This window comes from Burkholderia sp. MSMB1459WGS, from assembly GCF_001534535.1.
Classification (GTDB): domain Bacteria; phylum Pseudomonadota; class Gammaproteobacteria; order Burkholderiales; family Burkholderiaceae; genus Burkholderia.
Window position 1 is genome coordinate 25,236 of sequence record NZ_LPMU01000020.1, and the last position, 20,535, is coordinate 45,770.

The 20,535-nt window shown below is 67.5% G+C and carries 19 protein-coding genes; 10 read left to right on the plus strand and 9 right to left on the minus strand.

All coding sequences use genetic code 11. From position 1 onward, the window contains the following. The first annotated feature begins 4 nt into the window (after positions 1 to 4). Positions 5 to 2,167, plus strand: a complete 2,163-nt coding sequence (locus WT97_RS07295) for a TonB-dependent siderophore receptor (RefSeq protein ID WP_060353232.1) — start codon at positions 5 to 7, stop codon at positions 2,165 to 2,167. Positions 2,168 to 2,180: 13 nt separating this feature from the next. Here WT97_RS07295 and WT97_RS07300 read toward each other — a convergent pair whose 3' ends face one another. The 4 genes from WT97_RS07300 to WT97_RS07310 all read right to left on the minus strand — a co-directional run bounded on the left by WT97_RS07300 (position 2,181) and on the right by WT97_RS07310 (position 6,279). Continuing rightward, entirely contained in the window at positions 2,181 to 4,106 is a 1,926-nt protein-coding gene (locus tag WT97_RS07300) for a hypothetical protein (protein ID WP_059500562.1), read from the minus strand. A 99-nt stretch (positions 4,107 to 4,205) separates the two neighbouring features. Continuing rightward, complete coding sequence (locus WT97_RS34515; RefSeq protein WP_179949756.1) at positions 4,206 to 4,343, minus strand: hypothetical protein; 138 nt, start codon at positions 4,341 to 4,343, stop codon at positions 4,206 to 4,208. A 208-nt stretch (positions 4,344 to 4,551) separates the two neighbouring features. Next, positions 4,552 to 4,983, minus strand: a complete 432-nt coding sequence (locus WT97_RS07305) for a GFA family protein (RefSeq protein ID WP_060353256.1) — start codon at positions 4,981 to 4,983, stop codon at positions 4,552 to 4,554. Between the two features lie 102 nt (positions 4,984 to 5,085). Continuing rightward, a complete protein-coding gene (locus WT97_RS07310; protein WP_059500560.1) occupies positions 5,086 to 6,279 on the minus strand; it encodes a porin in 1,194 nt (397 codons plus the stop codon). A 299-nt stretch (positions 6,280 to 6,578) separates the two neighbouring features. Between WT97_RS07310 and WT97_RS07315 the strand changes: the two genes are divergently transcribed. The 3 genes from WT97_RS07315 to WT97_RS07325 all read left to right on the plus strand — a co-directional run bounded on the left by WT97_RS07315 (position 6,579) and on the right by WT97_RS07325 (position 8,598). Further along, a complete protein-coding gene (locus tag WT97_RS07315; RefSeq protein ID WP_059789259.1) occupies positions 6,579 to 7,211 on the plus strand; it encodes a LysE family translocator in 633 nt (210 codons plus the stop codon). Positions 7,212 to 7,223: 12 nt separating this feature from the next. After that, entirely contained in the window at positions 7,224 to 7,760 is a 537-nt protein-coding gene (locus WT97_RS07320; RefSeq protein WP_060353233.1) for a GNAT family N-acetyltransferase, read from the plus strand. Positions 7,761 to 7,863: 103 nt separating this feature from the next. After that, positions 7,864 to 8,598 carry a metallophosphoesterase gene (locus WT97_RS07325; protein ID WP_059500557.1) on the plus strand — a complete coding sequence of 245 codons (735 nt, stop codon included), beginning with the start codon at positions 7,864 to 7,866 and terminating at the stop codon, positions 8,596 to 8,598. A gap of 94 nt (positions 8,599 to 8,692) precedes the next feature. Here the strand turns inward: WT97_RS07325 and WT97_RS07330 are convergent, their stop codons facing one another. Together WT97_RS07330 and WT97_RS07335 are read right to left on the minus strand one after the other, a co-directional pair. Next, entirely contained in the window at positions 8,693 to 10,015 is a 1,323-nt protein-coding gene (locus WT97_RS07330) for an ATP-binding protein (RefSeq protein WP_060034606.1), read from the minus strand. Further along, positions 10,012 to 10,752: a response regulator gene (locus WT97_RS07335; RefSeq protein ID WP_059500555.1), complete on the minus strand. Its 741-nt coding sequence runs from the start codon at positions 10,750 to 10,752 to the stop codon at positions 10,012 to 10,014. The genes WT97_RS07330 and WT97_RS07335 overlap by 4 nt, the downstream gene beginning before the upstream one ends. Before the next feature lie 237 nt (positions 10,753 to 10,989). Here WT97_RS07335 and WT97_RS07340 point away from each other — a divergent pair, with 237 nt between their 5' ends. The 4 genes from WT97_RS07340 to WT97_RS32355 all read left to right on the plus strand — a co-directional run bounded on the left by WT97_RS07340 (position 10,990) and on the right by WT97_RS32355 (position 13,271). Further along, positions 10,990 to 11,562: a thioredoxin family protein gene (locus WT97_RS07340; protein WP_060353234.1), complete on the plus strand. Its 573-nt coding sequence runs from the start codon at positions 10,990 to 10,992 to the stop codon at positions 11,560 to 11,562. A 69-nt stretch (positions 11,563 to 11,631) separates the two neighbouring features. Further along, on the plus strand, positions 11,632 to 12,309 hold the full coding sequence (locus WT97_RS32345) for a PAAR domain-containing protein (RefSeq protein WP_373558377.1): 678 nt from the start codon (positions 11,632 to 11,634) through the stop codon (positions 12,307 to 12,309). A 3-nt stretch (positions 12,310 to 12,312) separates the two neighbouring features. Continuing rightward, positions 12,313 to 12,933: a type VI secretion system amidase effector protein Tae4 gene (locus WT97_RS32350; protein ID WP_082741753.1), complete on the plus strand. Its 621-nt coding sequence runs from the start codon at positions 12,313 to 12,315 to the stop codon at positions 12,931 to 12,933. Continuing rightward, positions 12,930 to 13,271, plus strand: coding sequence for a hypothetical protein (locus tag WT97_RS32355; protein WP_257128466.1), 342 nt, complete (start codon positions 12,930 to 12,932; stop codon positions 13,269 to 13,271). The genes WT97_RS32350 and WT97_RS32355 overlap by 4 nt, the downstream gene beginning before the upstream one ends. 37 nt (positions 13,272 to 13,308) lie before the next feature. On the opposite strand, the gene WT97_RS07345 is transcribed toward WT97_RS32355, so the two are convergent. Next, positions 13,309 to 13,950, minus strand: a complete 642-nt coding sequence (locus WT97_RS07345) for an FMN-binding negative transcriptional regulator (protein ID WP_060353235.1) — start codon at positions 13,948 to 13,950, stop codon at positions 13,309 to 13,311. A gap of 123 nt (positions 13,951 to 14,073) precedes the next feature. Here WT97_RS07345 and WT97_RS07350 point away from each other — a divergent pair, with 123 nt between their 5' ends. Both WT97_RS07350 and WT97_RS07355 read left to right on the plus strand, forming a co-directional pair. After that, positions 14,074 to 15,582: a PLP-dependent aminotransferase family protein gene (locus tag WT97_RS07350; RefSeq protein ID WP_060353236.1), complete on the plus strand. Its 1,509-nt coding sequence runs from the start codon at positions 14,074 to 14,076 to the stop codon at positions 15,580 to 15,582. A 124-nt stretch (positions 15,583 to 15,706) separates the two neighbouring features. Beyond that, a complete protein-coding gene (locus WT97_RS07355; RefSeq protein ID WP_060353237.1) occupies positions 15,707 to 17,935 on the plus strand; it encodes a penicillin-binding protein 1A in 2,229 nt (742 codons plus the stop codon). Positions 17,936 to 17,955: 20 nt separating this feature from the next. Here the strand turns inward: WT97_RS07355 and WT97_RS07360 are convergent, their stop codons facing one another. Together WT97_RS07360 and WT97_RS07365 are read right to left on the minus strand one after the other, a co-directional pair. After that, on the minus strand, positions 17,956 to 19,851 hold the full coding sequence (locus WT97_RS07360; protein ID WP_060353238.1) for a WG repeat-containing protein: 1,896 nt from the start codon (positions 19,849 to 19,851) through the stop codon (positions 17,956 to 17,958). An 80-nt stretch (positions 19,852 to 19,931) separates the two neighbouring features. After that, a complete protein-coding gene (locus WT97_RS07365) occupies positions 19,932 to 20,354 on the minus strand; it encodes a hypothetical protein (protein ID WP_060353257.1) in 423 nt (140 codons plus the stop codon). Between the last annotated feature and the right edge of the window lie 181 nt (positions 20,355 to 20,535).

Here is a 20,535-nt window from a genome sequence, read left to right on the forward strand (position 1 = left end):
ATTCATGCCACTCCGCCGAACGCCCCGCCGTGCCCGGACCCTGCGTCCGTGGCGCACACGCCTGCCGGTCCTGCTCACCCTGTGCGCCGCAAGCGGCGCACAAGCGGCCGGCGCCGAACCCGCTGCGTCCGCACCCGCCGCCGCGCCGGCCGCCGAACTCCCGGCGATCAGCGTCAACGCGTCGTCAGTCGTCGATCCGACGATCGGCTATCAGCCGCGCACGACGAGCATCGCGGGCGGCGACGACCGTGCGCTCAAGGAGATCCCGCAATCGGTCGCGGTGGTCAGCAGCAGCGTGATGCAGGATCAGCAGGCGCGCTCGCTCGACGACGTGCTCGGCAACATCAGCGGCGTCACGCAGACGAACACGCTCGGCGGCACGCGCGACGCGTTCATCAAGCGCGGCTTCGGATCGAACAACGACGGCTCGGTGCTCGTCGACGGCGTGCGCACGCCGGTGCTGCACAGCTATCTCGCGACGATCGATCGCGTCGAAGTGCTGAAGGGCCCCGCTTCGCTGCTGTACGGGATGCAGGATCCGGGTGGCGTGATCAACCTCGTCACGCGCAAGCCGGAAGACACGTTCGGCGGCTCGATCTCCGCGTCGCGCACGAACCACGGCGGCAGCAACGCGCAGTTCGATCTCACGGGGCCGCTCGGCAAGCCGGGGCAAGTCGCGGGCGGCACGCTCGCATTCCGGCTGACCGGCGAATACGACACGAGCCGCTACTGGCGCAGCTTCGGCCGCGAACGCAATGCGCTGATCGCGCCCGCGCTGTCGTGGCACGACGCGAACACGTCGATCGACGTCAGCTACCAGTACGTCGACTACACGACGCCGTTCGACCGCGGCACCGTGCTCGTGAACGGCCAGCTCGACGATGCGCTGCGCTATCGCCGCTACGAGGAGGCGTGGTCGCAAAGCAGCGGCATCCAGGAAACGATGCGTACGCGCATCGAGCACCGCTTCTCCGATGCATGGCGCGTGCGCGCGACCTACGGCTGGGGCCGCGACCGTTACGACCAGTTCCTCACGCGCGCCACCGCGTTCAACAGCAGGACCGGCGCGCTGACGCGCTCGTCCGATGCGAACCTCGGACGCAACGATTCCGACCAGATCGCGACGCTCGGCCTGCTCGGCAACGGGACGCTCGCGGGCATGCACCACGCGATCTACGTCGGCGGCGAATACGAACGGCAGCGCAGCTTCCGCGGCGACACGATCCGCGGCAAGGCGACGACGGGCTTCGATCTCTACGATCCCGTGTACGGCCTGCTCGCACCCGGCGGCGTACCCAATACGAAACAAAGCGATTCGCGCTCGGTCGTGCATGCGTATTCGACGATCGTGCAGGACTCGGTGAAGATCACCGAGCGCCTCACCGCGGTAGGCGGGCTGCGCTGGGAAAACTGGCAGCAGGAATCGGGGATGGGCCGGCCGTTCGTGTTCGCCGACCGCTCGCGCGGCAGCGTCTGGCTGCCGCAGTTCGGGCTCGCGTATGCGCTCACGCCGGCGCTGACCGCCTACGCGAACGTGAGCCGCTCGTTCAAGCCGAACGTCGCGTCGAACGTCGCGGCGCCGCTCGCGCCGGAATACGGCCGCGTGCTCGAGGCCGGGCTGAAATTCAGCCTGAAGCCCGCGATCACGGGCACGCTCGCCGTGTACCAGATCGACAAGCGCAACGTCGCGGTCACGGTCGGCGACATCACGTCGACGATCGGCACCGCGCGCTCGCGCGGAATCGAACTCGACGTCGCCGGGCAAATCACGCGCCACCTGAGCGTGATCGGCAGCTATGCGTATACGAACGCGAACGATCGCGACAGCAATACGCCGCTCGTCAACGTCGCGCGCCACACGGGCAGCCTGTTCGCGGTCTACGACACGGCCATCGCGAACCTGCCCGGGCGCTGGCGCTTCGGCGGCGGAGCGCGGCTCGTCGGCGCGCGCTCGGGCGACACGGCGAACAGCTTCACGCTGCCCGGCTACGTGACCGTCGACGCGTTCGCAGCGTACGAAACGACGATCGGCAAATTCCCGACCCGCTTCCAGCTCAACGTGAAGAACCTGCTCGACAAGAACTACTATCCGTCGAGCAACAGCAACCTGATCGTCGCGGTCGGCGAGCCGCGGCTCGTCACGCTGACCACGACGGTATCGTTCTGACGCTGCGGCGCGCTCACGGGCGCCAGCGATACACGACGATGCTCGAGCCGTTGTAGTTGTCCTTCGTGATCACGTATTCGCCGGTCGAGCGCAGATACGCGCGCACGCCGTACATCGAATCGACGTCGTTGCCGACGTCCATCGCCGCCGCGTTCGAGTTCGTCAGCGTCGTGACGAGCGCGCCGGTGTTCAGGTCGAATACGTCGATGTTCGGCACCGTGTGCACATAGCCGACGAACAGGTAGTGGCCGGCCGCCGCGATCGACTTGGGGTTCGCGCTCGTCAGGTTGATCACCGGGTTCGGCGTGCTCGTGTTGCCGTTCTTCCAGCCGCGATAGACCTCGATGTGCCCGTTCATCGCGGTCCAGTCCCAGTTGCCCGCAAGGCCCTGCGCGAGGATCATCGTATCGCTGTCGGCCTGGTAGATGATGCGCGTCACGGGCGCCACGCTGCTCGGCACGGCCGTCGTCACCGGCTTGCCCCATGACGGCTTGCCGGTCGCGTCGAAGCCCGTCATCGGGTAGCGCGTGATCACGTTGGAGCCGTTCAGTCCGGCCCACACGTCGCCGTTGCCGTCGATGTCGAAACCGGCCGTCACCTGCAGCGTCGTGTTGAACGGCTTGCCGGGCAACGAGCCGGCCGGAATCGCGATATAGCCGCTCGCGGGGTTGAAGTAATAGAAGTTGAAGTTGCCCGGGTTCTGGCCCGACGCGACGAGGATCCGGTTGCCGCCGACCGTCACGAGCTGGCCGAAGTGCTGGCCGCGCTGATAGTCGTTCATGTCGAGGCGCGGGTCCTTCGGATAGCTGAACGGATCGACCGTGTTCGCGACGAACGTGCCGCCCGCGGTGCCCGTATAGACGTTGTTGCCGCTGAAGAACAACGTGCCGTCGGTCGCGGGGTCGGGCGCGGCGATGCCCTCGAAGTTCAGCGCCTGCAGCTTCCATTGCAGCGTGCCGATCGGGCTGTACGAATGCAGATCGGTACTGCCGTTGCGGCCGAGATCCCAGCCGCCGCCCCATGCGTTGTTCAGCACGTACAGGTTGCCGGCGGCATCCTTGCCGAGCGCCGCGACGCGCGTGAAGCGCTTGTCGCCCACCTGCCCCTTGATGCCCGTCGTCGTGTCGAGATAGCCGCCCTGCACGCCGAACGTGCCGATCTGCACCGGTAGCCCGGGCAGCCCGCCATACACCTTGATGTTCATGTCGGGCCCTTCGTCGCCCACCATCAGCCTGCCCATCGACGCATCGAAGTACAGCGACGCCGGCCGCGCGCCGGCCGCCATCTGCAGCGTGTTCATCGCCGCGCCGGTCGCGCTGAATTGCGCGACGACGCCCGCGCTCTTGCGCGCGACCCACAGGTTGCCGGCCGCGTCGAGCGCCAGCGCGCCGGGGCCCTGCACGCCGATGTCGCGCTGCCATACGCCGTCGGTCGTATAGACGCGTACGCGGTTGCCGTAGAAGTCGCTTACGTACAGCAGGTTGCCGCCCGTCGCGAGGCCCGTGATCACGTCCGCATACTGGATGCCCGTCCACGTGCTGACCGGAATGCGCAGGTCGCGCTGGTTCGTGCTCCGGTTGTAGCGGCCCACCGAGCCGCTGCCGAACGTGCGGTTGTAGCCGAGCGCGACGAACAGCGACGTCGAATTGCCGGTGATCGCGCCGCCCTGGAATTCGTCGTGGATGCCGATCGTGCCGAGCGGCTGGCCGTTCTGGTAGATCGCGACGCCGCCCGCGTTCTCGTCCCAGCGCGACGCCGTGTAGATCACGCCTTCGGGCGCAACCCACATCGAACGCGCGCCGTTGCCGACGTGCGAGGCCAGCGTGCCGTACGTGTTCGCGAGCCAGTCGGTCGTGTATTGCGCCTGCGCATGGCTTGCCGGCGCCAGCATCGCCATGCACATTCCCAGCAATGCCGCGCGAATTTGTTTCATTGACATGAATAATGCTCCCAGACGAACAATGGTCGACACTGTAAATCGCGGCGCATGAAATATTGGTGATTCCGGCAATGCGCATTCGCCGTTACCCCGAATTATTCACTCCGCGCCTTTTGCCGTCCGGCGCTTTTTCGTCAACGATCGCAAAATCTGCGAACCCGCATCCCGACGGCCTGCCAGCCGTGCGGTTTCGGCGCATTTCCCGGCATTTTCTTCCGGGTCGTCGAATGCAAGCACGTCATTTTTTCTGACATGACTGCATTCCTTTTCATTCGCCGGAAGCCGTTTCGATTATTACAAATCGAAATTTAAATGAAAGAGAAAAAATATTAATCCGGCGCGATCCGCTGTTTTTGCGATTTCGCGCACGGCGGGGAAAGCGGGAGGGAAAGGAGAATGCGGCGGAAAAATGCGCGCCGGCCGTACCGCGCGCGGCGCCGATCGTTCAGTTCGTCGGGTCGAACGTCGGGCCGTCCCAGCCGTCGACGTATTTCGGCAGGGCATCGACGACGTCGATCACGCGTTGCCGGTAGAACAGGTGCATCGTCGGCTGCAGGTCGCCGAGCAATTGCCCGCCATGCGCACGCGCAGTCAGGCTGTTCGGCACGACGCGCATGCCGAGCCGGTTCGTCCCGAACACGATCTCGCCGCACGACGCGCACCACGCGCGCGACATCGACTTCGACGGATGCGGGAACGTCGCGTGGCCGCCGTCGATCGTCACCTGCTCCGGCGGCCATGCGGTTGCGGACAGCATCGGCGTGCCATAGAAATCGCGGCAGGTCGCGCAATGGCAATTCGCACGCGCCGCCGGCTCGCCGCACAGCGTGACGGTCACGGCGCCGCACAGGCAGCGCGCGGAAAACGTTCGGGTTATGTCGTCTCCTCGAAAAGGGAGGCGACAGTACAGGAGCCTGCACACGACGGAGCCCGCAGCGTAGCGGCAGCGGGCCCCGTTGCATGCGCAACGATCGCTGCGTCAGAACTTCTGGCGCAGCCCCAGGCTCACGATTGCCTGCGACCGCGAATCGGACGAATGGCCGTTCGCCTTGTCCGACACCGACGCGGTCGCGGCCACCGGCCGGCCGAGCGCGTCGAGCGTCGTGCCGGACGCATGCTGATACGCGCCGAGCAGGTACACGCTGGTGCGCTTCGACAGGTCGTAGACGGCGCCGAGCGTGACGTTGTGATACTGCGCGCGATTGTCGATGCCGTCGACGTCGCTGCCGCGCGTGTAGCTGTAGCCGGCGAACAGCTGCGTCTGCGGCTGCACGTTCCAGCGCGTGAACACGCCCGCGACGTTGAAGGTCGCGTGGCCGCTGAACAGCGACTGCGCGCCGCCGCGGTACTGCACGTTGCTGTAGTTCACGCCGACGACGGCCGGGCCGAAGTCGTACGTCGCGCCCGTCGCGATCACCTGCTGCGACTGCGCGCTCGCGTAGCCTTCGTTGATCGACGAATTGAACAGGCCGTCGTCGGTGCTCTGCCACTTGCCCGCCGTCGGATCGGTCGCGCCCGTCTTGCTGTTGTCCGAGCGCTCGTAGCCGACGCCCACGCGCAGCGGGCCGGCCGCGTACGCGGCGCCGACGCTCCACGTGTTGCGCTGCTTCATGCTGCCCGGCTGGCCGCCGAAGCCGTACAGCGCGCCGAACGTGAAGCCCGAGTAGTTCGCGCTCGTGTACTTGATCGCGCTGTCGACGCGCGCGGTCTGGTCGAGATCGTCGATGTCGCCCGGGTGCGCGCCGAAGCCGCCGATGAACGACGACGGGCCGACCGGGCTCACGAAATCGTCGAGCGACGTGTACTGGCGGCCGAGCGTGATCGTGCCGTAGCGGTCGCTGCCGACGCCGACGAACGCCTGCCGGCCGAACTGGCGGCCGCCCTGACCCGACGTGCCGTTGGTGATGTCGAAGCCGTTCTCGAGGACGAACAGCGCGCGCATCCCGCCGCCGAGATCCTCGGAACCCTTGATGCCCCAGCGGCTGCCGGACAGGTTGCCGGTCGTGAGCCCGACGCTCGAATGCCCGGTGTATGCGCCCGCGGAGCCGACGCGTTCGTTGCTGCGATAGGTCACGCCCGCATCGACGATGCCGTACAGCGTGACGGAGCTTTGCGCGGCGGCGATACCCGCGAGCGAGAGCAGCAGCGGGGCTGCGATCAGTTGCTTGTTCATGGTTTCATGTCTCCGGGCGGTGAACCCGTTGTTCTGGCTATGGCGAGTAGCGCGCGGGCGCCGACATCCGCCGGCGGTGCGAGGCCGGTGACGTTCGCGCGCGACGAAGCGGCGGGCATGCCCGCTGCGGCCGGTATGGTAGTTGGAACCGGTTCCGTTCCAAAGCGGAATAATGACAACAGTTTCTTGTCAAAATTGAGATAGTCGGATGCGCGGCCGGGCGTGCGGCCGTCGCGCCTGTACAGCGCGGGGCGACGCGGACGAAAATCGGCTGCGCGCCTTCCACCGGGAGCTTCTTCATGCATGAAACGACCCTGCTGATCTTCGCTGCCGTCGCGTTCGTCGGCATCGCGACACCCGGCCCGACCGTGCTACTCGCGCTGACCAACGGCTCGCGCTACGGCGTGCGCCGCGCGGCCTACGGTTTCGCGGGCGCGATGCTGTCGGACTTCGTGCTGATCGTCGCGGTCGCGCTCGGCCTCGGCGCGCTGCTGATGGCGTCGGCGTTCTGGTTCTCGGTCGTGAAATGGCTCGGCGCCGCCTACCTCGCCTATGTCGGCATCCGGCTGCTGATGTCGAAGGGATCGCTCGACGTCGCGGCCGCGCAAGGCGGCACGGCCTCCGGACACCACGCGTCGATCTTCGCGAAAAGCTTCCTGACCGCGGTGACGAACCCGAAGGGCTATCTGTTCTTCTCCGCGTTCCTGCCGCAGTTCCTCGATCCGCAGGCGCCGCTCGCGCCGCAATACGTCGCGCTCGCGGTCACGTTCGCGCTGCTCGACGGCGTCGTGATGTTCGGCTACGCGCTGCTCGGCGCACGCGCGGTGCGGCTGCTGAAGCGCTCGGGCGCGCTGTGGCTCGAACGCACGTGCGGCGCGATGCTCGTCGCGCTCGCCGGGTCGCTGGCGCTGTACCGACGCCATGCCGCGTAGGCGCCCGGTTCGATGAGAATCGCCGCACCGCCCCGCTCCGGATTCCCCGGCCTGTCGCTCCGGCAACTCGAACGCGCGGACCTCGACGCGTGGTACGCGTATCTGTCGAATCCCGACGTCGTCCGCCACACGAGCTGGAACCTGCGCTCGCCCGACGATCTGCTGCCGCTGTTCGACGACATCGAATCGGCCGATCCGGATTCGGTCCGGCGTCTCGCGATCGTCGACACGGCGTCGGACGCGCTCGCCGGGACGATCGGGCTGCATACGGTGTCCACCGTGAACCGCTCGGCGGAGATCGCGTACGACCTCGCGCCGTCGCACTGGGGGCGCGGCATCGCGAGCGCGGTATGCGAAGCCGTCACCGCATGGGCGTTCGCGCACGGCGGCTTCATTCGCATGCAGGCCGTCGTGCTGATCGGCAACGCGGGCTCCGCGCGCGTGCTGCAGAAGTGCGGCTACCGCTACGAAGGGCTGCTGCGCGCCTACAAGATGGTGCGCGGCACGCCGGGCGATTTCGCGATGTACGCACGGCTCGCGACCGACTGACGCGCCGCCCGCGGCCTCGCGCGCCGACGCCGCGACGCGACGCGATTGGACGACCCGCGCCGAATTGCGCGACAATCGCCGCTCTCCTCATCGACGCCCCGCCATGAAAATCGCCGCGCTGTCCGACATCCACGGCAATCTCGCCGCGCTCGACGCGGTGCTCGACGACGTCCGCCGCCGCGGCGCCGACGTGATCGTCAATCTCGGCGACATCGTGTCGGGCGCGCTCCATCCGGCCGAGACGGCCGACCGCCTGATCGCGCTCGGCCTGCCGACCGTCAAGGGCAATCACGAACGGCAGTTGCTCACCTACGATCGCGATGCGATGCGGCTGTCCGATCGCTGGGCGCACGACACACTGCGCGCCGACCAGCTCGACTGGATCGCCGCGCTGCCCGAACGCCTGATGCTCGACGGCGACGTGCTGATGGTGCACGGCACGCCGGCCAGCGATCTCGTCTATTTCCTCGAAACGGTCACGCCCGACGGCTGCCGCGCGGCCACGCCCGACGAGGTCGCGCAGCGCGCGGGCGACACGGCGGCGTCGCTGATCCTGTGCGGCCACACGCACGTGCCGCGTACCGCGAAGCTCGACGACGGCCGGCTGATCGTCAATCCGGGCAGCGTCGGGCTGCAGGCGTACGCGGACGACCTGCCGCATCCGCACCGGATCGAGACCGGCTCGCCCCATGCGCGCTACGCGATGGTGTCGCGCACGGCGGCCGGCTGGACCGTCGAATTCCATGCGGTCGAATACGACTGGCACACGGCCGCCGCCGTCGCGGCTTCGCGCGGCCGCGACGACTGGACCGTCGCGCTGCGCACCGGCCGCTGCTGACGCGCATCCGCAACGCGTACGACGTCGCACATATCGCACCCGTCACACGCATCGGCCCGCGACCGAAACCGCGACGCTCGCGCGCCGCATCGCGTCATCCCGCATTTCTCAGCGTCAGCCTCGCTTCGAGCCCGCCGCCGTCGGGCCGGTTGTTCAGCGTGAGCGTGCCGCCCATCGCAAGCGCGAGTTGCCGCGCGATCGCGAGGCCGAGCCCCGTGCCGCCCGTATCGCGATTGCGCGAGGTCTCCACGCGCCGGAACGGCTCGAACACCGCGTCGAGCTGATCGTCCGGAATGCCGGGCCCGCGATCGAGCACCGCGATCACCGCGCCGCCGTCCGGCGCCGCCTGCACGTCGATCTCGGCCGCGCCCGCGAACTTCAGCGCGTTGTCGACCAGGTTGCCGACGATGCGGCGCAGCGCCTTCGGCCGCGTGACGAGCGCGAGCGGCGCGCGGCTGTGCAGCGCGACGTCCTGCCCGGCATCCGTGTAGTCGTACACGATGCTGTCGAGCAGCGCGTCGAGATCGATGCGGCGCGCGGCTTCCTCGGTACCGTGCAGCGTTCGCGCGTACGCGACGCCCTCCTTCACCAGATGCTCCATCTCCAGCAGGTCCTGGCGCAGCTTGGCACCCTGCGTGTCGTCGTCCATCACGTCGACGCGCAGCCGCATCCGCGTGATCGGCGTCTGCAGATCGTGCGAGATCGACGCGAGGATCTGCATGCGCTCGGCCATGTACTGCGCGATGCGGTCCTGCATCGCGTTGAATGCCCGCGCGGCGCGCGCGACTTCCGACGGCCCCTCTTCGCTCAGCCGCTCGCCTTTCAGATCAGGGCCGAGCGCGTCGGCGGCCTGCGCGAGCTGCTTGAGCGGCCGCGTGGCGAGCCGCACCGCGAGCCAGCAGCACGCGGCCAGCACCGCGAGCTGCACCACGAGCACAGCCGGCAGCCAGCCCGACAGCGGCACCGTCGACATCGGGTGGATGTCGATCGTCAGCGGCGACCCGTCGGTCAGCCGCAGATGCACCTGCAGATGTTCGCGGTCGCCGGGGATCGAATTCGCGGTCAGCGGGTAGTCGCCGCCGATGCCGTCCGAAATCGAGCGCTCGACGCGCGCCGACAGCCGCGCCTCCGGCGGCGTGCCGGTTTGGCCGGGCCCGAGGATGAACGCATAGCTGCGCCGCGCAAGGCGCGGCAGCCACGCGGTGCGCTCGGCCGGCGGCAGATGGTCGAGCAGCGCGACCGAGCTCGCGACCTCGCGCTCGATGTAGCCCATCATCAGGTTCGTGGTCGCCTGGTCGCGCTCGGTCACGGTGAGCCAGAACGACAGCGTCTGCGCGAGCGCGAGGCCCACGCACAGGATCAGCGCGAGCCGCGCGAACAGCGAGCGCGGCCAGCGCCACGGCATGCGCGCGCTCATGGCGTACCGCCGACGGCGGTCACGGCCGACGAGAACACGTAGCCCTCGTTGCGCAGCGTCTTGATGTAGCGCGGTTCGCGCGCGCCGTCGCGCAGGCGCTGGCGCAGCCGGCTCACGAGCAGGTCGATCGAGCGGTCGAACGGGTCGGACTGGCGCCCTTGCGTGAGGTTGAGCAACTGGTCACGCGTCAGCACGCGCTGCGGGTTGTCGAGGAACACGCGCAGCAGCCGGTATTCGGCGCCGCTCAGCGCGACCAGCGTGCCGTCGGCGTCGAGCAGGTGGCGCCCGGTCGTATCGAGCTGCCATTCGCCGAACGCGAGCAGCGCGGCCGTTTCCGTCACCTGCATGCCGGGCGGCAGCATGCGCGCGCGGCGCAGCACCGAGCGGATCCGCGCGAGCAGCTCGCGCACCGCGAACGGCTTGGCCAGGTAATCGTCGGCGCCCATCTCGAGGCCGATGATGCGGTCGGTTTCCTCGCCGCGTGCGGTCAGCATCAGCACCGGCACCGTGCGGAACTTGCCGGCGCGCAGGTCGCGGCACAGCGTCAGGCCGTCCTCGCCGGGCAGCATCAGGTCGAGCACGATCAGGTCGGGCGCGCCGTCGTCCAGCACGTTGCGCATCTCGCGGCCGTTCGCGGCCAGCGACACGCGCATGCCGTTCTTCTCCAGGTAGTCCGCGATCAGTTCGCGGATCGCGCGATCGTCGTCGACGATCAGCACGTGGTCGATCTTTTCCATGAGTCGTTGTCGGTATCGGTGTCGGGTTCGTTCGGGCGGGCGATGTCCGCTTTTATACCGCACGGCGGCCGCGCGTTTGTATCCCAATGTATCGCGCCGCCGCAGCGACACACAACATTGCACATGCGCGGCCGGCCGGACACATCGCAGATACGTCGGCGCCGCCTAATGGGGCCTGTCGAAACCCGTCCCGGCCGCCGCCATCGCGCCGCGGCCCCCAAAGATCAGGAGAACGCCATGCTGCCCCGACTCAAGACCGCCGCCCTCGTCATCGCCCTCGCCGCCACGGCCGGGCTCGCCGCCTTCGCCGGCACCCGCGACGACGCGGGCGTGCAGGCGTCGCCGGCCGGCACGACGGCACCCGGTTTCACCGGCATCGACCGCTGGCACAACAGCCCGCCGCTGACGCTCGACCAGTTGCGCGGCAAGGTCGTGCTCGTCGATTTCTGGACATACTCGTGCATCAACTGCATTCATACGATCCCGTACGTGAACGACTGGTATCGGAAGTATCGCGACCAGGGGCTCGTCGTGGTCGGCGTGCATACGCCGGAATATCCGTTCGAACGCGACGCGAAGAACGTGGCCGATGCGATCAGGCGCTTCGACATCCGGTATCCGGTCGCGCAGGACAACCGCTACGACACGTGGCGCGCGTACGGCAACCAGTACTGGCCCGCGCTATACCTGATCGATGCGAACGGCAAGATCGTCTATACGCGGTATGGCGAAGGCGGGTACGACAAGACGGAGGCCGCGATTCGGGGGGCGCTTGCGCAGGCGGGAGAAGGTCGAGCACGACAGCAATAGACGGTATGCAGCCGCGGGGAAACTAATTCGGAAACGTCAAACCCACCCACCTGGGATGCATGAGTCGCAGTGGGTGTGTTTCCTCCTGACAATTACCGCTTTAAACGTGCGTGGTTCAAGGAACCCTATCAATATCGAGATGCGCTATTGCGCGACACGGCTACGATGACGGCTTTCCGAGAGGGCCGATCAATGAAAAGAAGAATTGCAGTCGTGGGCGATAGTCTTTCAAGCGGTGGGACGGTTAACGCATACGACGGCCCGCCGTTTCTTGTACACGGGCATCAAGCCGCCCTGATCGGGGGTAACGCATTCTGTACCGTGTGCCAAAAAGTCGGCACCATCGCAAAAGCCGGCGGCCCATACCGGATCAAGCTTCGGGGAGAGGTCGCGCTGGATAACGACGTCGTCCTGTGCGACTGCGCTACTCCACCGCACATCGTTGCATTGCTTGCCGGCGAAGCTTGGTGCAATGACGGGATAAAAGGTCTCGGGGAAGTCATTTCGAGCCGCACGCTGACAGGCGGAATCACATCGATCAGGAAAGGCGCTTTCGACGAGCGGGTAAGGGCGACCAAGGAGGTAACGGAAGGATTGCCCTACTATATCGAAACGTCTGACGGTCGTATGCATTTCGGGCGTCTTGATTCAAGCGGAAAACTTCCCCGCATCCATACCGGTAACGAGGCAAGCGATTACACCGTCTACTGGGGTGATGACGCGCTGTCAAAGCGAAACGGGGAGTAACCGATGCCACACACCGAGCCCACGAAAATCCGGACTACCGACACGAAAGATTCTGAGAAAGAGGTGCCATTAGCAGGAGTCGCCTTCAAAGAGCTTTGGGATAACTTCCCGTCCGGCAATCCGTACCGCGATCCGACGTATGCCAATCAATGCGCCATTCGCCTTAGCGTAACTCTGCACCGTGTCGGTATCGGAATGAAGTCGTTCAATGCAAGGAACGTCAAACCGATGTCGGGCGCAAAGACGATCGGCCGTATCTTGCTTGACGGGAAGCCCACCGCAACACGTGCTGATGAGCTGGGTGCATGGTTGCAGCTACAGCCGTTCGCAGGTCTTCCTAAAGCCGAAAACATTACTGGGAAGGATTGGGAGTCGAAGGTCAAAGGCCGCACCGGCATCATCCACTTCTCAAGATACTGGACGCGCAGCGGCGAATCGGCCGAGAACGCGAGTGGTGGCCATATAGATTTATGGAGCGGATCACGACTGACCGTCAGCAGCATACCCGGTGTTGTAGCAACGTTTGGCCGGGCCTTCGGTTTTCAGGCGTTCTTGCCTGGAACAGATTTTGGTTGGTCCGACCTCCGCAACGCTAAACAGATCCATTTTTGGGAAATCAAATGATGCGACGCTTTCTCGCCGCAGTCGCTTTCGCTATCTCTGGCTTTATCAGCGTCGTTGTATGGGCGGCGATAGACGCGCGCATATGCGCCAGTTTTGCACGATTTTGTGCACCTCACCCTGGCGAATGCGGTGGTGGTGTTGACGCATGCGCCCCCACCCTTCATTCGACTCTCTTGCTGTTTATCCATGTGTTCGGACCACCCGCCATCTTTGCAGCATTGGGTTTCGGCCTGTTCGCTCGCCGCCGTCGCCCGGAAGTCATCTTCGGATATTTTGCAATCGCCGTCTCAATACATTGGCTTTTGTCATTCCTGAGCGTACGCATACTGCATATCTGATCTCAGCGACGGCCGCCCTCATCTGGCGGCCGCCCAGTTATTCGTTCTTGTAGTCGGCTTCCGCCAGCATCGCCTTCCCGATCGCGAGATTGCCGTTCGCGACCAGCGCTTCGCCCGCGCCGCGAATATCGGCCTCGGGCTTGTTCTGCCCGAGCTTGCGCTTGCCGATGAGCTGCGTGATCTTGATCTGCAGCCCGACAATCGATTGCAGCATCCCGTCCATGAAGTCCTGCGGCGCGTCGCCCATTTTCCACGGCACCGGCTGCGACGCTTCGTGCGTGCGCGTCAGCCGCGCGACCACGCCGCGCACGAACTTCTCGTCGTCGCGCGCCGTGATGCGGCCGTGCGCATGCACGACCCGGTAGTTCCACGTCGGCACCTCCCGGTGCGTCGCCTGCTTGCTCGGATACCAGCCCGGCGAGATGTATGCGTCGCCGGCACGGAAGATCGCGAGCACCTCGTCGCCGTCCGCGACGTCCTGCCAGACCGGATTCGCACGCGCGACGTGTGCGTGCAGTTCGCCGAGCCCGCCGTCGTCGTCGGGCATCAGCACGAACGGAATATGGATCGCGTCGAGCCCGTTCTTGCCGTGCGTGATCAGGCTGCCGAACGGATGCTGCACGATCAGCTCGCGCAGCGCGTCGGGGTTGGGCTCGTTGTAATCGGCAGGAATGTACATGTCGGCTCCACGGTCGTACGGGGTGGGAAATGGCGCGGGTGCTGGCCCGTCATGGTTCGATTGTGACTGCAAACTGGTTTATCCTGTAGAGCCGGTTTAAAACAATTTCAGCAGACCAGAATCATGGCAAGAACGGCCCGGATCGTCGAAATCCCGTCGCTCGGCGCGCTCGACCGCGCAGCCGGCGACCTGAGCCGCCAGCTCGCGCAGGCGCTGCGCGACGCGGTGCGCCGCGGCGACGTCCGGCCCGGCGACGCGCTGCCTTCCACACGGCTGCTGGCCGCGTCGCTGCAGGTGGCGCGCGGCACCGTCGTCGATGCGTATGCGCAGCTCGTCGCCGAAGGCTTTCTCGAATCGCGCGGCGGCGCGGGCACGCGGGTCGCGAACGCGCTCGCGGAGGCGGCGCCCGGCACCGAGCCCGAGCCGCCCGCCCGGCGTCGGCGCCCGGTGCGCGACGGCCTGCCCGAGCCCGCCGCCACCTTCGCGCGGCTCGCCCACGAATTCAATCCGCTGCCGGCCATGCCGTTCGCGATCTCGGTGCCGGTCGGCCTCACCGCGCCCGACGACATCTGGCGCCGGCTCGGCAATCGCCTGCGCGCCCGCGGCGCCGGCGCGCCGTCCGGCTATGCCGATCCGCAAGGCGCGCTGCCGCTGCGCGAGGCGATCGCCGACTACGTGCGCCGGTCGCGCTCGGTGCGCTGCGATGCCGGCCAGGTCGTGATCACGAGCGGCACGCAGCAGGGGCTGCATCTCGCGAGCCAGGTGCTGCTCGGCGAGAACGATCGTGCGTGGGTCGAGAATCCGGCCTATCGCGGCATCACCGCGCTGCTCGAAAGCACCGGGCGGCGCGACGCGATGGTGCGCGTGCCGGTCGACGCCGACGGCCTCGACGTCGACGCGGGCGTGCGTCTCGCGCCCGATGCGCGCGCCGCGTTCGTCACGCCGTCGCACCAGTACCCGCTCGGCATGCCGCTGAGCATGGCGCGGCGCAATGCGCTGCTCGCGTGGGCGGGCGCGCACCGCGCATGGGTCGTCGAAGACGACTACGACAGCGAATTGCGCTACGAAGGCTATCCGTTCCCATCGCTGCAGGGCCTCGCGCCCGACCGCGTGATCTATCTCGGCACCTTCAGCAAGATCCTGTTTCCGTCGCTGCGGCTCGGCTACGTGATCGCACCCGACGATCTCGTGCCCGCGTTCTGCGGCGCGCGCGCGCTGATGGACCGCCACGCGCCGACCGCCGACCAGCACGTGCTCGCCGCGTTCATCGCCGAAGGCCATCTCGATCGCCACATCCGCCGCGTGCGCGGCGTCTATGCGGAACAGCGCGCGCTGCTGATCGACACGCTCGGCGCGCGGCTACCGCGCGAGCGCGCGTGGGTACAGCCGGGCGACCAGGGGATGCACGTCGTGCTGTGGCTCGCGGCGGGCATCGACGATCTCGACGTGGTCGCGCGCGCCGCCCGGGCCGGTGTCGCGGTGCGTGCGGTGTCGCCGATGTTCGCGCCCGGCACGGCGCGCCCCGGGCTCGTACTCGGCTTCGGCGGATTCGGCCGCGCGCAGATGGAAGCGGCCGCGCAGCGGCTCGCGGACGTGGTTTCGTCGGTGGAATCGCGGCCCCGCGCGCGATAAAAGGTTGGCGGCGGGCAACAAACGTAATCGTCTGTAAATCCTGCAAGCAAACGGCCGTTTCGGCGGCCGGCGCGCGGGTTCCGTTTGCTAGGATCGCGCGTCTTCGTTCCGCGCCCCTGCCGCCTTGAATCGCTTCGTGCCGTTTCTCCGAGATGCGTGGCTCCGTTGCCGCGCCCGTGTCGCGCCGCTCGCCGCCGCGTGCCGCACGCGCGTGCGCGCACTGTGCGCCGGCGCGCTGCATCGCCTGCGCCATCCGACCCGGCGCGGCGTGACGCTGACGCTCGCCGCGATTCCCGTGCTGGGCCTGCTGGTCCTGCTCGCGTTCGTTCCGTTCACGCCGAGCATCGGCGACATCCGCAAGGCGCGCATCGACCGCCCCGCGCGTGTGCTGTCGGCCGACGGCCAGCTGATCGCCGAATTCCGGCCCGTGAACCGCGAATGGGTGCCGCTCAAGCAGATCTCGCCGCACATGGTCGACGCGCTGATCGCGACCGAGGATCACCGCTTCTATGCGCATCACGGCATCGACTGGCGCCGCACGCTCGCGGCCGGGCTGCAGACGTTCTCGGGCAGCCGCCAGGGCGGCTCGACGATCACGCAGCAGCTCGCACGCAACCTGTATCCCGACGAAGTCGGCCGCGCGCCGACGCTCACGCGCAAGATGAAGGAGCTGATCACCGCGTTCAAGATCGAATCGGTGTACAGCAAGGACGAGATTCTCGAAACCTACCTGAATACCGTGCCGTTCCTGTACAACGCTTACGGCGTCGAAATGGCCGCGCGCACCTACTTCGGCAAGTCGGCGGACCAGCTCGACATCGCGGAAAGCGCGACGCTCGTCGGGATGCTGAAGGGCAACAGTTACTACAATCCGGTGCTGAATCCGGAACGCGCGGTCCAGCGGCGCAACATCGTGCTCGGCCGGATGGCGCAGATGGGCATGCTGTCGCCGCGGCAACTCGCGAAACTGCAGCACCAGCCGCTGCGCGTCGACTTCGAGCCGCAGACGGCGCAGCCGGGCCTCGCGCCGCATTTCGCGGTGCAACTGCGCAAGTGGCTGATCGCGTGGGCCGACCGCAACGACCACGATCTCTACTCGGACGGCCTCGTCGTGCGCACGACGCTCGACGCGCGACTGCAGGACATGGCCACGCAGGCGCTGACGCGGCAGACCGAACGGCTGCAGGCGATCGCCGACGGCGCGTGGCGCGGGCCGTCCGGCTGCGGGCTGCGCAACGATCTGTTCCGCGGCTTCATGCGCCAGACGCCCGAGTATCGGCAGGCACGCGACACCGGGCTCGCCGACGGAGTTGCGCTGCAGCAGCTCGGCGCGAATCGCGCATTCATGCGGGCGCTGTGCGAGCGCAAGACGCTGGTGCAAGCCGGCTTCGTCGCGATCGATCCGCGCAACGGCGCGATCCGCGCATGGGTCGGCAGCCCCGATTTCGGCAGCGCGCCGTTCGATCACGTCGCGCAGGCGCGGCGCCAGCCGGGTTCGACCTTCAAGCCGTTCGTCTATGCGGCCGCGTTCGCGGACGGGATGCGGCCGGGCGATACGTTCGTCGACCGCCCCGTCGCGATCCCGATCGACGCGCACTCGGTGTGGCGTCCGACCGATGCGGAGCCGCCGACCGGCGAGCCGATGACGCTGCGCGACGGGCTGGCGCTGTCGCGCAACCGCATCACCGCGCAGGTCATGCAGCACGAAGGCGCCGCGAAAGTCGCGCAGCTCGCGCGCGCGATGGGTGTGCGCGACAGCCCGCTCGACGCGGTGCCGTCGCTCGCGCTCGGCACGAGCCCTGTCACGCTGAAGGAAATGGTGTCCGCGTACGGCACGATCGCGAACCGCGGCGTGTACGTCGCGCCGCAGATGATCACGCGCATCGAGGATCGCGACGGCAAGGTGCTCGCCGCGTTCGGCAGTGCGCCGCCCGAGCGTGCGTTACCGGTGGCCGCGGCACAGACGCTCGTCGACGCGATGCGCGGCGTCGTGGATTACGGCACCGGCGCCGACATCCGCTCGCGCTACGGAATTCGGATCGACGTCGCGGGCAAGACCGGCACGACGCAGGACAACACGGATGGCTGGTTCATCCTGATGCATCCGCAACTGGTGGCCGGCGCGTGGGTCGGCTTCGACGACGGCAACGTGACGCTGCGCAGCGACTACTGGGGCGCGGGCGCGCACAGCGCGCTGCCGATCGTCGGATCGTTCTACGATGCGGCGCTGCGCGCGCATGCGATCGATCCGCACGTGCAGTTCTCGCCGGACTTCCGGCCGCGCAGCGCACCGGCGCCGAGGCGGCGTGCGCAGCATTCGGGTTGGTTCGACTGGCTGAGGTTCTTTCGCTGACGTGCCGGCGACGCTCCGGGCTACCGGGGCGTCGTCGTCGCGTGTCCGTCCGCGTATAGCCACACGGGCACGCCGTCGTCGCGCAGTGCGGCGACCGGTTCGTCCATGCTCCAGCGCTGCGCGATCTCGACACGGCGAACGAACCACGGCATCGGCGTCGCATGCGCGGCATCGTCGTCGCGGTCGTCGTCGAACAGCATGTCGTCGCCAAGCCGCGTGTAATGCGCCGGATGGAGCACGGTGCCGTCCGCGCGCAACACCGTCGCGCGCACGTCGTTGCCGTCGTCATCCTGCACGCAGGCCAGCCAGCCGTGATCGGCGCCCCAGAATAGCCCGGCCACGTCGTCGTAGCGTCCCTGCGCGATCGTCGCGCCCGTCTCGAGATCGCAGATCGCCATTTGCACCGGCTCGCCCGGCAGGACGCCGATCGCGTAACGCGTGAACAGCTCGCCCGGCACCGCTTCGTCGTCGGGCAACCACGACAGCGCGCCCATGTTGACGAAGTCGAACGGCGTCAGCACACGACCCTGCCCGTCGACGATCGCGCAACGTCCGTCGTCGCGCCGCACGATATGGCGGATCGCGCCGAGTTCGTCGAACATTTCCGCGCGGTCGCCGTCGGTCAGCGGGACCACTTCCGCGTAATGCGGTCCGACGGTCACCCGGCCTTTCGCATCGACGAGACCGACGTGACCGTTGCGCCGCGCGACGAATGCGCCGCACTCCGACGACCATTCGAGCGCGGCCCACTCGGGCTGCGCGCGCCATTGACCGTCGCGCCCGATCAGCCCCCACTGCTCCCCTTCGGCTACCGCCGCGACGGCGCCGTTCACGAATTCGTGCGCGTCGTCGAAACGCGGCGGAATCACCCACGCGCCATGCGTGTCGACGAAGCCCCAACGGCCGCCCAGGCTCGCGGACGCAACGCCGTCGGTGAACTCGCCGAAATCATCGAGCGTCGGCTCGATCACCCACGCACCATCCGTGCGCACGAGCCCGAACCGCTCGCCTACGCGCACGCACGCGACGTCGCCGCTGAAATTCCACACCGCGTCGAACGCCGGTTCGCGCACGATCCGCGTCCCGTCGCCGTCGGCCAGCAACAGCCCGACCTTGCCGTCGCGCGCGGCCCACAGCAGCCGGCCGTTACGCGCGCCGCTGGCCCACAGGTTCGCCCATTCGGGCGGTACGATCACGCGCCATGCATCGTCGGTTTCGCGCCGTACGCCCCACTGCCCGTTGCGCGAGCGAAAGCTGAACGTGCCGTCGCCGAGATAGTCGCCATGCAGTTCGCCGCCGCCGAACAGATCGTCGTAGGTCGCGCTGCGCGGCGGCTCCTGATGCCAGAAGTAGTAGTGCGACAGCCCCCCGAACCCGAAGCCCCATGCCCAGTCGCGCCAGTCGGCGGGCGTGTCGATCTCGAGCACGTCGCGCACGCCGCGCACGTCGCGAAAGTCCATGCAGTTCGCGACGCGCCACCACAGGCGCGTGCACGCATCGCGCTCCTCGGCGATGTAGTCGTTCGGATCGCCGTCGTCGAACCATGACAGTTCGTCGAGGTTCGCGGACAGCCGCGGCGCGCCATGCGCGTCGCCGAGCGCATCGATCGATTCGCCTAGATGATGCACGAGCGCATCGAACTGGCGTGCGAGCGCCGGATCGTCGCCCGGCAGCGGATACGCGATGACGAACGATGCGAGCCGGCTAACGCGCACATGCGCGGCACGGGCGTCGCTCACGAGATTCGGCGTGCCGGCGTCGAACACGCGCTGATCGGTAATCGCGTCGCCTGCGCCGCCGTCGGCAAGCAGCACGCGCCACAGCAAGGGGAAGTGGTTATTGGATTCCGCGAACGGGATCGTTCGCGCGTCGTCGCCGTCACCGGCCTGGAGGTACAGATATGCTCGATTGCCCATCGGAAGGAGCCGCCTCGTTGTTGTGTCGCCGTATGCCGCAACCTGCTGGTCCGCTCGCCGTCAGCGCGCGGCAACCGCCCTCACGGCGCCGACGGTGAACCGCCGCTGCGCGCGACCCGATACAGTTCGATGCCATCGACCTGGAAGCCTTGCGTCCTCAGCAGCAGGACGCCGGTGGTCGAATGCTTCGTCGTGAAGCCGTTGCCCGCGATGGACGTGACCTGATACGGCGTCCCGATCGGCATCCTGACCAGCTGGCCGCCCGGCACCTCGAGCACGCATGCGTCGGCAGGCGGTTTCTCCGGACCGTCCGTATCGAGTTCGGCCTCGTGCGCCGGAGCCGTATCGAGGCTCCAGCGGCCGCCATCACGCGCACGCAGCACGATGTCGCTCCCCACCTTCTCGACCCGCATGGTCGCAGGCTTGCCGGCGGCCGGCGCGTAATCGCCGAGCAGCCCATCGCAGGCACTGCCGGCTCGCGCGGACAGCGAGACGCACAACATCAGACAGAAAACCGGAATGCGCACGGTGGAGCCTCTCAGGTTCGAATTGCTGTTGGAATGCCGGCGCGGGCGCGCACGGCGGCGACATCACGACCGGATGCCGCCGGACGCCAATATAGCGAACGCAAGCGGCGGATGCCAGCCTGAAAGGGAGCCTGCTGCGGCCAACGGTGCGCAGCGA

Bases quoted from the DNA above. Each gene is read 5' to 3' on its own strand.
- WT97_RS32355 (WP_257128466.1), top strand. From the start codon at position 12,930: ATGATGCGACGCTTTCTCGCCGCAGTCGCTTTCGCTATCTCTGGCTTT.
- WT97_RS07330 (WP_060034606.1), bottom strand. From the start codon at position 10,015: ATGAGCGCGCGCATGCCGTGGCGCTGGCCGCGCTCGCTGTTCGCGCGG.
- WT97_RS07360 (WP_060353238.1), bottom strand. From the start codon at position 19,851: ATGGGCAATCGAGCATATCTGTACCTCCAGGCCGGTGACGGCGACGAC.
- WT97_RS07315 (WP_059789259.1), top strand. From the start codon at position 6,579: ATGCATGAAACGACCCTGCTGATCTTCGCTGCCGTCGCGTTCGTCGGC.
- WT97_RS07320 (WP_060353233.1), top strand. From the start codon at position 7,224: ATGAGAATCGCCGCACCGCCCCGCTCCGGATTCCCCGGCCTGTCGCTC.
- WT97_RS07310 (WP_059500560.1), bottom strand. From the start codon at position 6,279: ATGAACAAGCAACTGATCGCAGCCCCGCTGCTGCTCTCGCTCGCGGGT.
- WT97_RS07345 (WP_060353235.1), bottom strand. From the start codon at position 13,950: ATGTACATTCCTGCCGATTACAACGAGCCCAACCCCGACGCGCTGCGC.
- WT97_RS07340 (WP_060353234.1), top strand. From the start codon at position 10,990: ATGCTGCCCCGACTCAAGACCGCCGCCCTCGTCATCGCCCTCGCCGCC.
- WT97_RS07335 (WP_059500555.1), bottom strand. From the start codon at position 10,752: ATGGAAAAGATCGACCACGTGCTGATCGTCGACGACGATCGCGCGATC.
- WT97_RS07295 (WP_060353232.1), top strand. From the start codon at position 5: ATGCCACTCCGCCGAACGCCCCGCCGTGCCCGGACCCTGCGTCCGTGG.
- WT97_RS07300 (WP_059500562.1), bottom strand. From the start codon at position 4,106: ATGTCAATGAAACAAATTCGCGCGGCATTGCTGGGAATGTGCATGGCG.
- WT97_RS07350 (WP_060353236.1), top strand. From the start codon at position 14,074: ATGGCAAGAACGGCCCGGATCGTCGAAATCCCGTCGCTCGGCGCGCTC.
- WT97_RS32350 (WP_082741753.1), top strand. From the start codon at position 12,313: ATGCCACACACCGAGCCCACGAAAATCCGGACTACCGACACGAAAGAT.
- WT97_RS07365 (WP_060353257.1), bottom strand. From the start codon at position 20,354: ATGTTGTGCGTCTCGCTGTCCGCGCGAGCCGGCAGTGCCTGCGATGGG.
- WT97_RS07325 (WP_059500557.1), top strand. From the start codon at position 7,864: ATGAAAATCGCCGCGCTGTCCGACATCCACGGCAATCTCGCCGCGCTC.